14 protein-coding genes are annotated in these 14,793 nt (G+C 42.5%); 12 read left to right on the top strand and 2 right to left on the bottom strand.

Annotated features, from left to right (window positions below; translation table 11 throughout):
- Positions 1-21 precede the first annotated feature (21 nt).
- The 8 genes from BM176_RS17890 to BM176_RS17855 all read left to right on the top strand — a co-directional run bounded on the left by BM176_RS17890 (position 22) and on the right by BM176_RS17855 (position 8,541).
- Positions 22-483 (top strand): RidA family protein, encoded by a 462-nt coding sequence (locus BM176_RS17890; protein ID WP_090105532.1) that lies wholly within the window; start codon positions 22-24, stop codon positions 481-483.
- Between the two features lie 33 nt (positions 484-516).
- Entirely contained in the window at positions 517-1,761 is a 1,245-nt protein-coding gene (locus BM176_RS17885) for an aminotransferase class V-fold PLP-dependent enzyme (RefSeq protein WP_090105531.1), read from the top strand.
- Positions 1,762-1,987: 226 nt separating this feature from the next.
- Positions 1,988-3,232, top strand: a complete 1,245-nt coding sequence (locus BM176_RS17880; protein WP_090105529.1) for an amidohydrolase/deacetylase family metallohydrolase — start codon at positions 1,988-1,990, stop codon at positions 3,230-3,232.
- Positions 3,233-3,326: 94 nt separating this feature from the next.
- Positions 3,327-4,244 (top strand): RraA family protein, encoded by a 918-nt coding sequence (locus BM176_RS17875; protein ID WP_090105528.1) that lies wholly within the window; start codon positions 3,327-3,329, stop codon positions 4,242-4,244.
- A 22-nt stretch (positions 4,245-4,266) separates the two neighbouring features.
- Positions 4,267-5,274: a bile acid:sodium symporter family protein gene (locus BM176_RS17870; RefSeq protein WP_090106117.1), complete on the top strand. Its 1,008-nt coding sequence runs from the start codon at positions 4,267-4,269 to the stop codon at positions 5,272-5,274.
- 118 nt (positions 5,275-5,392) lie between these two features.
- Positions 5,393-6,262: a hypothetical protein gene (locus BM176_RS17865; RefSeq protein ID WP_090105526.1), complete on the top strand. Its 870-nt coding sequence runs from the start codon at positions 5,393-5,395 to the stop codon at positions 6,260-6,262.
- A gap of 125 nt (positions 6,263-6,387) precedes the next feature.
- Positions 6,388-7,254 carry an alpha/beta hydrolase gene (locus BM176_RS17860; RefSeq protein WP_090105524.1) on the top strand — a complete coding sequence of 289 codons (867 nt, stop codon included), beginning with the start codon at positions 6,388-6,390 and terminating at the stop codon, positions 7,252-7,254.
- A 255-nt stretch (positions 7,255-7,509) separates the two neighbouring features.
- The gene (locus tag BM176_RS17855; protein WP_090105522.1) at positions 7,510-8,541 is read left to right on the top strand and encodes a sugar phosphate isomerase/epimerase family protein; all 1,032 of its coding nucleotides are present in this window, start codon (positions 7,510-7,512) and stop codon (positions 8,539-8,541) included.
- 84 nt (positions 8,542-8,625) lie between these two features.
- Here BM176_RS17855 and BM176_RS17850 read toward each other — a convergent pair whose 3' ends face one another.
- Positions 8,626-9,420, bottom strand: coding sequence for a FecR family protein (locus tag BM176_RS17850; RefSeq protein ID WP_177230443.1), 795 nt, complete (start codon positions 9,418-9,420; stop codon positions 8,626-8,628).
- Between the two features lie 159 nt (positions 9,421-9,579).
- Here BM176_RS17850 and BM176_RS17845 point away from each other — a divergent pair, with 159 nt between their 5' ends.
- The 4 genes from BM176_RS17845 (at position 9,580) to BM176_RS17830 (ending at position 12,688) form a co-directional block, all read left to right on the top strand.
- Complete coding sequence (locus BM176_RS17845) at positions 9,580-10,758, top strand: proline dehydrogenase family protein (protein ID WP_090105518.1); 1,179 nt, start codon at positions 9,580-9,582, stop codon at positions 10,756-10,758.
- A gap of 46 nt (positions 10,759-10,804) precedes the next feature.
- Positions 10,805-11,254, top strand: a complete 450-nt coding sequence (locus BM176_RS17840; protein ID WP_090105516.1) for a hypothetical protein — start codon at positions 10,805-10,807, stop codon at positions 11,252-11,254.
- A gap of 95 nt (positions 11,255-11,349) precedes the next feature.
- Positions 11,350-12,144, top strand: coding sequence for a thymidylate synthase (locus tag BM176_RS17835; RefSeq protein WP_090105514.1), 795 nt, complete (start codon positions 11,350-11,352; stop codon positions 12,142-12,144).
- A gap of 34 nt (positions 12,145-12,178) precedes the next feature.
- Positions 12,179-12,688 carry a dihydrofolate reductase gene (locus BM176_RS17830; RefSeq protein ID WP_090105513.1) on the top strand — a complete coding sequence of 170 codons (510 nt, stop codon included), beginning with the start codon at positions 12,179-12,181 and terminating at the stop codon, positions 12,686-12,688.
- Between the two features lie 10 nt (positions 12,689-12,698).
- Here BM176_RS17830 and dnaG read toward each other — a convergent pair whose 3' ends face one another.
- Positions 12,699-14,675, bottom strand: coding sequence for a DNA primase (dnaG, locus tag BM176_RS17825; RefSeq protein WP_090105511.1), 1,977 nt, complete (start codon positions 14,673-14,675; stop codon positions 12,699-12,701).
- Positions 14,676-14,793: the final 118 nt, after the last annotated feature.

The following is a 14,793-nucleotide window of genomic DNA, read 5'->3' as shown; positions in this document are numbered from 1 at the left end:
TAATTATAAACATTCTCAATCATGCAAAATCAAAGAAGATCCGTACTGAAAAAAATGATGGCTGCTGTAGCAGGTATTACAGGTATTAACGCAGTAGCAAAAGCTGCCGGTGCCCACCTGCCAGAAACAACCGTGAAGGGAAATGTGATATATGAACAGGATGTGCCGTTATTTTCCAGCTTTAAGATCCACGGTAATACGGTATACATTGCCGGTATAGGTGCGCACGTTGAAGGTGATATAAAATCACATACAGAGATTGTGCTTAAAGAAATGGAAGTACAGTTGAAGAAGGCAGGTTCTTCTATGGATAAAGTACTTAAAGTAAGTGTATTCCTGCACGATCTGAATGATTACAAAGGAATGAATGAAGTATATAAAGGTCGTTTCGGCAGTAATCCTCCGGTGCGCACAACTGTTGCCGTATACGGTGGCGTACCGGGAAATTCACTGGTAGAGATGGATTGCATTGCAGCTTTGTAATGACCAATTTTATTTACGATTTACACTTTTATTATGAATCGCAGAGACTTATTAAAGAATATGTCTGCATTACCCGTACTGGGTGCATTTGCAGGTACAGCTAAGCTATTGCCTTTATCTGAAGAATCTGATAAAGCTCCACTCGCAGGAAAAGATCTTTTTAAAGATCTGGGTGTCCGCACCTTTATCAATGCTGCCGGTACTTACACCTTTATGACCGGCTCGCTGATGCTTCCGGAAGTTTTGAGTGCTATCCAGTATGCTTCCAAAGAATACGTGATGCTTGATGAATTGCAGGATAAGGTAGGACAGCGCATTGCTGACCTGTTGCATTGTGAATATGCAACGGTTACCTCAGGTGCTGCATCTGCAATCACATTGGCTTCTGCGGGAATACTGACAGGTATGGATGAAAAGAAAGTGTCGCAGTTACCCTTCCTTGAAAGTAATGGTATGAAAACGGAAGCGATCATGCAGAACGCTCACCGTATCGATTATGCTCATGCTATCCAGAACACCGGTCTTAAAATTATATACATCGATACAAAAGAGGAACTGGAAAATGCAATCAGCGAAAAAACAGCCCTGATGTATTTTTTGAATGCAAATAATTTCGATGGAAAGATCCAGGTAGAAGAATTCCAGCAGATAGCGAAGAAACATAACATTCCCACTATCATCGATTGTGCAGCAGATGTTCCTCCTGTAGACAATCTGTTCAGATACACAAAGATGGGTTATGACATCGTATGTTTTTCTGGTGGTAAAGGATTGCGCGGACCACAAAGCGCAGGTCTCATGCTTGGTAATAAAAAGATCATTCAGGCTGCAAGATTAAGTGCTCCGCCAAGAGGTAACACCATTGGAAGGGGATACAAAGTAAACAAAGAAGAAGTACTGGGAATGTTGGTAGCGCTGGAAATTTATCTGAACGCAGACCACGATAAAGAATGGAAAGCCTGGGAAGCGCAGATCAAACTGATAGGTGATGCGGCCAAGTCTGTAAGTGGTGTTGTAACGGAAGTAAAAGTACCGGCTATCGCTAACCATATTCCTACATTACACATTTCGTGGGATCCTAAAAAGATTCCGGCAACAGCAGCCGATGTAAAAGAAAAATTACGGAGCGGTACGCCGTCTATTGAAGTAGCTGGTGGCTCTAATGAACATGAAATCAGCATAACTACCTGGATGCTGGTACCGGGACAGGAAAAGATTGTGGCCACACAATTAAAAAAGGTCCTGACAGAAAAAGCATTATCCGAATCGCATGGTTGATATATGGTGTGTTTATGCACAACCAGCAGGGCTTAACAGGGCTGGCAGTGGGATGAAGCTGCCGGTCCCTTCCTGTTATTTCTAAGTATTTCCCGCTTCCACCAGCATACGAAGACCGCAGGTATATAGCTCTATTTGTGTGTTTTCCGTATCCCGCCTGCTGGCGGGAGCGGGAGTCCTTGAATTTCATTGCAATTTATATAGGTCTCAATTAAAAATATCAGTAATGAGAAAGATTTTTAAGTGTGTGTTATTTCTCATAGCGTTTATACATCTTGCATGCATCATTTCAAAAGCACAACAATATAGTTTACTCATAAAAGGTGGTCACGTAATAGATTCGAAAAATAATATTGATGCGGTAATGGATGTTGCAGTAGCTGGTGATAGTATTGCTAAAGTGGATGAGAATATCGACCCAGCTACAGCTTTGAGAGTGATTAATGCTACCGGTTTGTATGTCACTCCGGGGTTAATAGACATTCATACACATAATTTTATTGGTACTATTCCAAACCGTTATCTTAACAATAGTTATGATGCTGTGGCGCCAGATGGTTTCACCTTTCGTTGTGGCGTGACAACGGTAGTAGATGCAGGAAGTTCCGGCTGGCGTAATTTTGAAACGTTCATGAATCAGACAATCCAACATTCTAAAACAAGAGTGCTGGCGTTCATTAATATTGTAGGTGGTGGTATGCGTGGGGGGGCTTATGAACAGGACATCAATGATATGGATTCAAAGATGACAGCCCTCACAGTAAATCAGTACAGGAATCTGATTGTAGGTATTAAAGTGGCACATTACGAAGGTGCTGAGTGGGCGCCGGTGGATCGTGCTGTTGCTGCCGGTAAACTGACAGACAAGCCAGTAATGGTTGATTTTGGTGGCAGTAATCCGCCGCTGTCACTGGAAGAGTTGTTCATGAATCATCTTCGCCCTGGCGATATCTACACCCACGCGTATGCACAGATAAAAAGAAGAATGGGTATTGTTGATGAGAATGGCAAACTGCGTCCTTTTATAATGGATGCACGCAAAAAGGGGATCTTGTTTGATGTAGGCCATGGAGGTACCAGCTTTAGCTATACACAGGCTATACCAGCCTTAAAAGCAGGTTTCTTTCCTAATACAATCAGTACTGATATCCATACAGGTAGTATGAATGGTGCCATGAAAGACCAGCTTAATGTAATGTCTAAATTTCTGAATATGGGAATGAGTATACCGGCATTAATTAAAGCAACAACTTCAGAAGCAGCATTTGCTATCAAACATGAAGAGTTGGGTAATCTGTCTGTTAAAGGTGTGGCAGACATTGCTATCCTGAGTATTGAAAAAGGAAAGTTCGGATTTACTGATGCTGTGGGTACCAGGCTGGAAGGTAGTCAGAAACTGGTATGTGAAGTGACGATCCGTGCCGGTAAAGTAGTGTACGATTTGAATGGGATTGCGAATGGTGCAAAGTAAAACTTAAAAAGTATAGGACTGCTAATAAAGTATGATTACTATTGATCTATAAATACACCAGAAAAACTATCATCCATTCTATAAATTGCACCACATGAAATTTTTGTATATCCTTCCTCTCACCTTGTTGTTTATTTCAAAACTACGGGCGCAGACCATACCAAAGGAAGAATTGATCTTCCTCACTTCCGAATGGCAGGGAGAGCGTTTCCCGGATGGAAGACCTAAGATCCCTGATGCCCTGATTGCACAAGCCCGAGAAGTGAATATCGACGATGTATGGACGATCCTGGAAGGAGAGGGGTACCATTGTCAGTTTGACGGAGGATGGAAAATGATCCATCCCGACAAGCCTATTGTGGGCCGCGCCGTAACTGCGATGTTCATGCCAGCCAGACCAGATGTGGAACAGCATATTAAGGAAAGAGGTGCGGAAAAAGGGTTTAAGGGAAACACAAATTCCTGGCCTATTCAGCAGTTGAGTAAAGGAGATGTTTATGTGGCAGATGGTTTTGGAAAGATCTCGGAGGGTACTTTGATCGGTTCTAATCTGGGCAACGCAATTTTTGCACGTTCAGGCAATGGCGTTATATTCAACGCTTCTGCCCGCGATCTCGAAGGACTGGAACAGATAGAAGGGTTTAATGCCTTTGTGAGGGACTGGGATCCCTCTTACCTGAAGAATGTAATGCTCACAGGATTGAATACACCTATTCGCATAGGTCATGCTATTGTATTACCGGGCGATCTCGTACTCTCTTCTAAAGAAGGAGTTGTATTTATCCCGGCACACCTTGCAGAAAAGGTAATCCGCATTGCTGCATTCATCATTGTAAAAGACCAGTTTGGATTTGAGATGTTAAAGTCGGGGCGTTATACTCCCGGCGAAATTGATAACAACTGGACGGATGCCATCCGGAATGCATTTATCGAATGGCAACACAAACAAACCGGTAAAACACCTATGACACGCCAGGAACTTGACAAAATGCTTGAAAAAAGAACCTGGTAAACCGAATACAAATTCCATTGATATGAACACATTACTCCCCTCTGCGGGTCCTTTTATTATCGCATGCTGGATTATCCTGGCCGTTATATTTTCGAGGAAACCACAAACACGTGGGTTTGTATACACTTTGATGATCTTTGCTGCTGTTACTACTTCTTTGTATTATCCGCAGTATTTCACACATGTTGGTAGTTGGGAGTCTTCAAAGCTGATTACTCCATTATTGATGATCATTATGTTTGGAATGGGTACTTCCATGAGCCTGCATGATTTCTATGGTGTAATAAAAATGCCGCAGGGCGTATTCACCGGGGTAATCTGCCATTTTACCATTATGCCGTTTATTGGCTGGGGATTGGCACACCTGTTCAACTTCCCACCGGAAATTGCTGCTGGGGTAATACTGATAGGGACTGTTCCCTGCGGCATGGCTTCTAACGTTATTTCCTATCTGGCAAAGGCCAATCTGGCTTTATCAGTAACACTGACAGCCGTTTCCACCATGCTGGCGCCATTAGTAACTCCTTTCCTGATGCGCTGGCTGGCAGGCAGTTATATCAATATTAGTGTGACGACCATGATGTGGGATATCACAAAAATGGTGATCCTGCCTGTAGCTGCCGGATTGCTTTTCAATCACTTCCTGAAAGGCCGTTTAAAATGGCTGGATAATATCATGCCGAAAGTATCGATGACTGCCATTGCTTTCATCATTGTAATCATTACCGCACACGGCCGTGATAGCCTGTTGCAGGTAGGAATGCTGCTGATACTTTCCTCTCTCATTCATAACCTGTCCGGTTACGGATTGGGTTACGGACTGGCTAAACTGATTCGCATGAAAGAACAGGACTGCCGTACCATTGCTATCGAGGTGGGTATGCAGAATGGCGGATTGGCATCTGCCATCGCAAAGAGTATGGGAAAGATCGCTACCGTAGGACTGGCACCCGCTGTGTTTGGGCCTTTAATGAATGTGACCGGTTCCCTGCTGGCCTCCTGGTGGCACCGGCATCCGCCTAAAGATTAATAACCAGTCACTATCCATTGAATAACAATTTAAAGCCGTACCGGACAAATTTCCAGTGCGGCTTTTTCTTACCTTTGTATGGCAAACACGTTAAGCTTAACCCGGAAACATACACCAAATGAACATAAATGATCGTAATTACAATACTATCAGCCCTTCTGCCAGATCATTGCTGCTAATGAAGGGAATGACCCCAATTCCTTATGCCAGACAGGCCGCAGAACTCATGGCATATCCTGAGAAATATATTCCTGATTACAACCGTACAGAATTCGGTTTCTGGGCAAGACTGGCCCATTTTGAAAACAGGTACTGGAGTATCGATCAACTGCTTACAGAACTGTCTGCAAAGAATATCCTGGAATTATCTTCCGGCTTTTCATTCCGTGGTCTTAATGCAGTAAAAGAACATGATGTTCATTACATAGATACTGATCTGCCAGATCTGATCGCAACGAAAATCAACTTTGTAACAACCTTGCAACAAGATGGCTCTGAAACAAAGGGCAAACTGGAAACATTACCCCTCAATGCGCTGGATGAAGAACAGTTCATGAATATTGTTAGCCGGTTCTCTCCGGGTGAGATCGTTATAGTGAATGAAGGATTACTAATGTATCTGGGAGATGAAGAAAAAGAAAAACTGCTCAGCATCATTCATAAAGTACTGAAAAAACATGGTGGCTACTGGATTACAGCGGATATCTATATTAAGAACATGAGCGACAGCCGTAACCTGGGTTTTGATGATAAACTGCAGCAATTCTTTGCTGCACATCATATTGAAGAAAATAAGTTTGAAAGTTTTGAAGCAGCAGAAGCATTATTCAAAAAGGCAGGTTTTATCATTGACAAAAAAGCAGTGACCGATTATTCAAAAACGATTGCATTGGAATACCTGTTTAAGAACGCTACTCCGGAACAATTGGAACTGGGGCGCAAGAATGGAAAGGTCAATGCTACCTGGCGTTTAAAAGTTGCTGAATAAGTAGCCTTAAAGTATTCTTGAAAACTTCCCTTTTACCTTATTTCTTAAATAAGATTTAATGCTTTAATTTTATAAGGCCATTGAAACTCTGAACGGATAAGCTGGTCTGGCATTGAATCCACTTTATGCAAAAACAAGTATTACCCACATCTCTTAAGGTTTCTGCTTTGTTGCTGTCTGTGCTGGGAAAACCTTTCCCCGGCTTGGCCGCAAGTTTATTCCTACGGCTTTATTCCACTCCTCCCAAAAGAAAATTCCGGTCCACGCATATGGAGGTAAAGAATGAAGCTAAAGTTGGTGAGATGCAACTCAGCATATATCCTTTTCGGGGAGATCAAATTAGATTGGCTACTTACAGCTGGGGGCAATCGGATAAAAAAGTATTGCTCTTACATGGTTGGGGTGGTTCTCCTCTCGATTTCAAACATATGATCACTGCTTTGGTGAGCAGTGGATATGAGGTAATATCATTCGATGCTCCGGCACATGGTTTCTCTGCAGGGAAAAGGACGAACCTGATACAGTGGATGCACGTTATGCACCAGGTATTGCAACAGGCAGGTCCGGTACATGCGATTATAGGACATTCACTTGGAGGACTGAATGCCGCACTCACATTGGTTCGTCAGGAGGTAACCGTACCTCGCCTCGTGATGATAAGTGCTGCCGTAAGTGCGCCTTCCTTTTTTAAAGAAACGTATGATCTGTTCCGTATCCCTCCGGTAGTGGTTGAAAAAGTAGAGCAACAGATTTTAAAACAACTGCACCAGGATCTGAAAGAGTTAGATCTTTTCCTTTACCCACAGCAGATAAAGGCAGAGAAAATCCTGGTAGTATATGATGAGAATGATACGGTAGCTAAACCGGAAGAGATCAATATGTTTCTGCAACAATATTCCTCCATCTCAGCGCTTCGTATAAACGGGGATGGTCATTTCAGGATCATGAAAGATAAAGTAGTGATTGAAAAAGTGTTGGATTTCCTAAATTGATGATACCCGGAATTAGAAAAGCCGTACCGGAACAAGTCCTGATACGGCTTTAGTTATCACATATGATGTTACTTGCGTACATCAGGGTGGAATTATAAAATAAAGACAAACGGGGATTTAGAAGTTTTAAGGTATAAATAAAATGTGAAAAAACTATGCTTTTGGGATAATTTTTTACATTTTTATTAGAACCACATACTCCTTTCCACTATAAATTGTATATTTTAATATTAATCCGCATTAAAACCACGTATAATGAACAATCCTAAGCAACGCAGGGAATTTCTGAGACAAATGGCTTTATATACAATGGGAGCAGGTATGTTGCCATCTATATTAGCGGCCTGTAATAGTGGTTCATCCACAAAAGGAAGCAAAGACAGTACAGCTGCTACTGCCCTGCCCGGTAGTACGGAGGAGAAACCACTTTTCTTTAAGATCTCCCTGGCAGAATGGTCTTTTCACCAGGCATTATTCTCCAATAAGATGTCGCACCTGGATTTCCCGGGGAAGGCTAAAAAGGATTTTGGTATTGAAGCGGTAGAGTACGTTAATCAGTTCTTTAAAGATAAAGCAAACGATAAAGCCTACCTGGCAGACCTGAAAAAGCGTTGTAGTGATAATGGGGTACGCAGTGTACTGATAATGTGTGATGGAGAAGGTGAAATGGGGGATTCCGATGCTAAAAAGAGACTTAAAGCGGTAGAGAATCATTATAAGTGGGTAGAAGCAGCAGAATACCTGGGCTGTCACGCCATTCGCGTAAATGCGGCAGGCGATGGGAAGCCGGAAGAAGTTGCCAAAGCAGTAGAAGAGTCTCTCGCTAAACTGGCCGAATTTGGCAGTACACATAATATTAATGTCATCGTTGAAAATCATGGCGGCAACTCATCCAATGGTAAATGGTTATCCAGTGTGATGAAAGCTGTCAACAGGCCTAACTGTGGTACATTACCTGATTTTGGTAATTTCTGCCTGAACCGTACCAAACCGGAAAATGATACACCGGAAGCATGGGCTAAAACAAAGTGCCTGGAAGAATATGATCGTTATGAGGGAGTAACAGAACTCATGCCTTTCGCAAAAGGTGTAAGTGCTAAAACACATGATTTCGATGCCGATGGCAATTGTATAGAAACAGACTACCGTAAAATAATGAAGATTGTGAAAGATGCTGGTTATACCGGTCATGTAGGGATAGAATATGAAGGTACACAGCTCTCCGAAGATGAAGGTGTTCGCAAAACACTGGAACTGTTGAAAAAAGTTGGAGCAGAATTAAGCTGAAGTAATCATTGCATAAAATGAAAAAAGAGGGTGTATTTTGCACCCTCTTTTTTCATTTTACCATCTTCCATTTCGTCATTGTCCTCAGAATTTAATCTCTACCTGTTCGGGCTTAATCTTGTATTTAAAATCAGCTTGTTTCTTAATCTTATCCATTACCTCACTCAGTGTCGCATGGTCAAAGCTGGCTGTTATAGGGGGTAATTCGCCGCCATTCCCATCAACATAAATCTCTGTACCATACCAGTCTTCTAATTTATGCATCACATTCATGAACGGTTCTTTCTCGAATGTTATTTTCTCAGCCAGCCATTCCTGCATTTCCAGCGGTACATAAGTTTCCTTCTCCATCAGGTCTATTTCCTTATTAGCGAGGATCATATTTCCATCTCCCAATATCTCTGGTTGGTTATCGGTGGTAGAATGGTAGGATTTGGTCACCTGCACCTTTCCCCGCACTAAATAGCCGGTAGCACCCTGTTGTTGCTCAAAACACCGGATTTTGAAAGCAGCAGACGGCTGCGTGGTCATCACCAGTATATTGGTCTTCACTGTTAAAGCAGCCGGAGCATCAAAATAAGCCTCCCCATCCAGTAATACGGAGTGCTTAGACGCAAAATCATCAGGTACCATCAACCGGGAGTTGCCATTTAAAATTACAACTGTACCATCTGCCAGTGAGAACTGCTTACGTTCTCCCGGTGTGCCGGTATAAGTAGTATATCCCTGTTGTTTATCACGAAACTGCTGTAATGCTGGTTGTTTTTTGTACTGACGATAGTACCAGGCAGCAATAGTGGTTGCTGATAATAAGATGACAATTGCCAGATATAACCATTTGCTCTGGACGATTTTATTCTGTTTATTAGAAGTAGGCACTGGGAGCATTCATTTTGGTGAAGATATAAAAATACGGAAAAACTGTATCAGGTTTAAAATAAAGGCTGGCTCATTAGTAATTTAATTAATGAAAGACAGGCTTACTTGGATATTATCTAATTTTTGCGGAAAGGAAGAGGGATACTAACTTTGCGCCCCATGGATAAGCAGCTATCATTATCATTTGACAATACAGCCATCGCCTTCGAATCAAAAACTAACCGGGCATTAAAAAAAGCTGACTTCCTGTTTAGCAGTATGGGCAAGCCATGGTTGGTAAAGCTGGGAGGGGCATTGACGCCGCTGGCTTTTAAACTGAAGCTGCCTATTAAAGGCCTGATAAGGAATACCATTTTCAGTCAGTTCTGTGGAGGTGAAAGTCTGGAAGAAGCAGCACAGACTGCACAGGCATTAGTGAAATACCATGTAGGGGTAGCATTGGATTATGGGGTAGAGGCAATGGAGGGAGAGGAGAACTATGATAAAGCTGTTCCAGAGTTTATAAAGGCTATTGGGTACGCTGCCAGTAAACCGGGAATCCCGTTTATCGCAATTAAAGTGACCGGTTTTGCGCGTTTTTCGCTGCTTGAAAAACTGCATGAAGGCGCTCCTTTGAGTCCTCAGGAAAGGGAAGAGTTTACCCGTGTACAGAACCGCATTTCAGCTATCGCCGAAGCTGCGGCAAAGCACAAAATCGGATTGCTGATAGATGCCGAAGAATCATGGATCCAGCAACCGGTAGACGATCTGGCAGATGATCTCATGGCCCGCTTCAATAAAGAACATGTCATTATTTATAATACTTTTCAGCTTTACCGTCACGACAGGCTGAGTTACCTGCAGAAGTCATTCGACAAAGCCCAGAAAGGTGGATATTTGCTGGGGGCTAAACTGGTACGTGGTGCGTACATGGAAAAGGAACGTAAACGTGCACTGGAAATGGGATATCCTTCTCCTATCCAACCGAATAAAGAGGCCACCGACCACGATTATGATGCAGCTGTACGCTTCTGTATGGAGAGGCTGGACAGACTGGGGGTATTTATCGGTACACATAATGAAGACAGTTCCATGCTGGCGGCCAGTCTGATGGACAAACAAAAAACACCACATCAACATCCTCACGTCAATTTCTCTCAGCTTTTTGGCATGAGTGATAATATCACATTCAACCTGGCACATGCCGGCTATCATGTTTCTAAATATTTACCTTATGGTCCGGTAAAGGATGTAATGCCTTATCTGTTGCGCCGTGCCCAGGAGAATACATCTATTTCAGGACAAGTAGGCAGAGAGTTGGGGTTGATTCGCCGCGAACTAAAAAGAAGAGCACTGTAACTTTCTTCAGAGAGTACCCGTTTCAATATAAATCCAGACAACCTATATGAAACGTGTACTGTACCTGTTACCTGTTGCATTAATGTTATTGTTTGCCTGCACTAAGAATAAGAACAAAGGACAGGATCCTAATATTACAATATGTCCTTGTCCTGTAAACCCTCTTTCTCTGGAAGGTCCGTGGCAATTAAGTGCTTCCTGGAACTCTCCTGGTGCTGGTCCTGTGATCTGGCGTCCTGCTACTGAAAATGAAACTATTTCTTTCACAACCAGTGGCCTGTTCAGCAGTAATAAAAAAGATTATGATCATTTTACTATTATTCCCTCCAATAATTTCGAATACCCAGATACTATTCTGAAATTGTATAAACAAGGAGGTAAGGATACCTCTTCTTTCATCGTAAAAGTTAATACAGATACTCTTTATTTATATTACATAGGATGTATTGAAGGTTGTGCAAGTAAATATGCAAGGCCTAAGCTAGGTACCTTCTAACGTATTGCGTAGAATCTTCAAACAGTCATCCCGTAACGAAAAAAGCTGCTAATTACAGACTCTGTAATTAGCAGCTTTTTTCGTTACTTTGCCCCATGGAACAATATCTTCATTTGCTGCAACATATTATGGATCAAGGCGTAGTGAAAACTGACCGGACCGGTACAGGTACAACTAGCTGTTTCGGTAATCAGTTGCGGTTTAATCTGCAGGATGGCTTTCCAATGGTAACTACCAAGAAGCTCCACCTGAAATCCATTATTTATGAGTTGTTGTGGTTCCTGAACGGTGATACCAACATTCAATACCTGAAAGAACATGGCGTAAAGATCTGGGACGAATGGGCTGACGAAAACGGTGACCTTGGTCCCGTATACGGCAAACAGTGGCGTAGCTGGGAAACCAGGGATGGTGGTGTAATAGACCAGATCAGTGAAGTCATTAATACTTTGAAAAACAATCCGGACTCCCGTCGTATCATTGTAAATGCCTGGAATGTGGGCGATCTTCCTAAAATGGCTTTAAGCCCCTGTCATTGCCTATTCCAGTTTTATGTGGCCAACGGACGCTTAAGTTGCCAGTTATACCAGCGTAGTGCAGACGTGTTCCTGGGAGTGCCTTTTAACATTGCCTCTTATGCACTTCTCACCATGATGATAGCACAGGTCTGTGGGCTGGAGCCAGGTGAATTTATTCACACTTTTGGAGATGTACATCTTTACAGCAATCATATAGAACAAGCAAAACTGCAACTGAGCCGTAAGCCATTCGAATTGCCGGTGATGAAAATAAACCCTGCAGTAAAAGACATCTTCAGCTTTAAATATGAAGATTTTGAACTGGTAAATTATCAGTATCATCCGCATATTAAAGCACCAGTAGCAGTTTAATGTATACATTCGCACTCACCAATTAATACTTTGCATGCTCTCTATCATTGTCGCTGCTTCAGAAAATAATGTAATCGGAATCCATAATCATCTTCCCTGGCACCTGCCTGTGGATATGAGATATTTTAAGCAAACTACTATTGGTAAGCCTATCATCATGGGTCGCAAATCATTTGATGAACTGGGACGTGTACTGCCGGGCAGGCCAAATATTGTTATCTCCCGTCAGCCTGATTTCAAAAGAGAAGGATTGACTGTAGTACCTTCTCTTGAAGCCGGTATTGAAGAAGCAAAGAAGTATAACACAGAAGAAATCTTCGTTACCGGTGGTGGTGAAATATTCAAAATAGCATTACCGATAGTAGACAGGGTATATATTACCCGTGTACATGATGATAAGGTAGTAGTAGGAGATACTTACTTTCCTGACTTTGAACCTGAAGACAAACCTGATGAATGGGAGCTTATAAAAAATGAGCGTCATGAAAAGGATGAAAAGCATCAATATGCTTTAACATTCCAGGTGTGGGAGAGAAAGAAATAATATAGTCCACCTATCTGAAGATAACCGTTCCTAATCCTTGTGTAAGTTCTGTTTCCAGTTGCTTCAGATGCTTATGCATTTCTATGCATCTGATTTGTTCTTCAAAAATGGAAGACTTTTCCATCTCCTGCTGGTTCTCAGTCATCATCTTCCTTATCTTTCGTAGTATCAGGTAATTGGTGGTAGAGATAGTATCCTGGAGGTAGGCATTATCACCATAGATAGTTTCAATTTCATAGCGATCTTTCCAGTTCGCACTTAATTCCGCTTCTTTATCTTCCATGATATGCACTACAACTGCCGCTATTTCAGGATCTGAATGATAAAGGAACCATTTCTTGTCGGGCAGGTTATCATCATCATACATCTTCTTGTATTCCCGCAATATTCTCTTTACAATCTCACTGTCTGTCAGGGATTCAAAATCATAAGGAAGATGGAAGATGTAATCCGCCACAGTATTTTTATCTTCTTCACTGAAAGGACGGTCTCCGAATCGCAGTAATATCTTTACCAGTTCTTTCTCCTGTTTCTCATCCGGGTTAAAATAGTTGACAGCACCACCTTCACCGCCTTCCATGGCTTCCATCGCAGCAATTGCTTCCGGAGAGAGGTCATCATCCGGAGAAGGGGAGTTGGCATTATCCCTGGACTGTTGCTGTTCCTTTTTCTGAAAGCGTTCACGAATGAACTTATTCACCAGGTTAATCAGTCCCTGTTCGTCTATCTTTAATACCTGGCTGCACTGACGGATATAGTCCTGCTGCTTGGTAAAGTCTTCTGTTTTGTCAATCTTGGAAATGGTTTCCGCAATCTCATTTACCAGCTGCGACTTCCTCGTACTGTCATTACCCGCATCCTGCATGGTAATCTGCAGTTTGAATAGGATAAAGTCCTGCTTGTTGGTCGCTATAAACTCCCGGAATGCCTGTGCACCAATCTTTTGTACATAGCTGTCCGGGTCTTCCTTATCGGGTATCAGTACAAGTTTTACGTTCAGGCCCTCTTCAATCGCCATGTCGAGGCCGCGTAAAGCAGCCTTCACACCGGCATTATCCCCGTCAAACAGGATGGTAAGGTTGTTAGTATATTTTTTGATCAGGCGAAGCTGGTGCTGAGTCAGGGAAGTACCGCTGGATGCCACCACATTTTCTATACCTGCCTGATGCAGGGAGATCACATCCGTATATCCTTCTACCAGCAAACACTCGTTCAGCTTGTCAATCGCATGACGTGCAAAATAAGTACCGTACAGGATCCGGTTCTTTATATAGATCTCGTTCTCAGGGGAGTTGATGTATTTGGGTGCACGGTCGTTCTTTACCAGGATACGGGCACCAAAGCCGAGCACTTTACCGCTCTGGTTATGAATGGGGAAGATCACCCTTCCACGGTAGTTATCTCCCGGCTGTTCATTGCGGATAGTGACCAGGCCCGTCTTTTGGAGATAATCTAAGTTGTATCCTTTCGCCAGCGCAGCTTTCGTAAAAGCATCCCATACATTCAAACTATAACCAAGTTGGAATTTACGGATGGTTTCCTGTGTAAATCCCCTTTCCTCGAAATAACTAAGCCCTACATTCTGGCCTTCTTCTGAGTTCAGCAGGGTATCTGCAAAATATTCCCGGGCAAAGTTGTTGATAATATAAAGACTGTCAGCCAGTTGCTGCTGCTGCTTTACCTCCGGACTCATTTCCGTTTCCTCAACCGCCACATCGTACTTCTGTGCCAGCCAGCGAAGAGCTTCCACATAGGAGTACTTCTCATGCTCCATCAGGAACTTGATACCATTACCACTGGCGCCACACCCAAAGCATTTATAGATTTCTTTGCTGGGCGTAACAGTAAAAGAAGGAGACTTCTCATTATGAAAAGGGCATAGTCCAAGGTAGTTGGCCCCCCTTTTCTTCAATTTCACGAAATTGCCTACAATCTCCACAATATCAATGCGGGCAAGGATCTGCTGTATAGTGTTTTGAGAAATCAATGTTTGTTTGCTGGTCTAAGTTGCAAACTTACTCATTTTTGAGGTTTAAGCCCATATGTTTAAAACGGGTGGTTATTTAGATATATATTTGCGTCACAACATATAATCCCTATAAATA

This window comes from Chitinophaga sp. CF118, from assembly GCF_900112615.1.
In the GTDB taxonomy this organism is placed as follows: Bacteria; Bacteroidota; Bacteroidia; order Chitinophagales; family Chitinophagaceae; genus Chitinophaga.
Note: the sequence above shows the minus strand (reverse complement) of the source record. Positions and strands in the feature narration are given on the sequence as shown.

Coding starts and splice junctions, on each gene's coding strand:
- BM176_RS17890 (WP_090105532.1), top strand. CDS start 22: ATGCAAAATCAAAGAAGATCCGTACTGAAAAAAATGATGGCTGCTGTA.
- BM176_RS17885 (WP_090105531.1), top strand. CDS start 517: ATGAATCGCAGAGACTTATTAAAGAATATGTCTGCATTACCCGTACTG.
- BM176_RS17880 (WP_090105529.1), top strand. CDS start 1,988: ATGAGAAAGATTTTTAAGTGTGTGTTATTTCTCATAGCGTTTATACAT.
- BM176_RS17875 (WP_090105528.1), top strand. CDS start 3,327: ATGAAATTTTTGTATATCCTTCCTCTCACCTTGTTGTTTATTTCAAAA.
- BM176_RS17870 (WP_090106117.1), top strand. CDS start 4,267: ATGAACACATTACTCCCCTCTGCGGGTCCTTTTATTATCGCATGCTGG.
- BM176_RS17865 (WP_090105526.1), top strand. CDS start 5,393: ATGAACATAAATGATCGTAATTACAATACTATCAGCCCTTCTGCCAGA.
- BM176_RS17860 (WP_090105524.1), top strand. CDS start 6,388: ATGCAAAAACAAGTATTACCCACATCTCTTAAGGTTTCTGCTTTGTTG.
- BM176_RS17855 (WP_090105522.1), top strand. CDS start 7,510: ATGAACAATCCTAAGCAACGCAGGGAATTTCTGAGACAAATGGCTTTA.
- BM176_RS17845 (WP_090105518.1), top strand. CDS start 9,580: ATGGATAAGCAGCTATCATTATCATTTGACAATACAGCCATCGCCTTC.
- BM176_RS17840 (WP_090105516.1), top strand. CDS start 10,805: ATGAAACGTGTACTGTACCTGTTACCTGTTGCATTAATGTTATTGTTT.
- BM176_RS17835 (WP_090105514.1), top strand. CDS start 11,350: ATGGAACAATATCTTCATTTGCTGCAACATATTATGGATCAAGGCGTA.
- BM176_RS17830 (WP_090105513.1), top strand. CDS start 12,179: ATGCTCTCTATCATTGTCGCTGCTTCAGAAAATAATGTAATCGGAATC.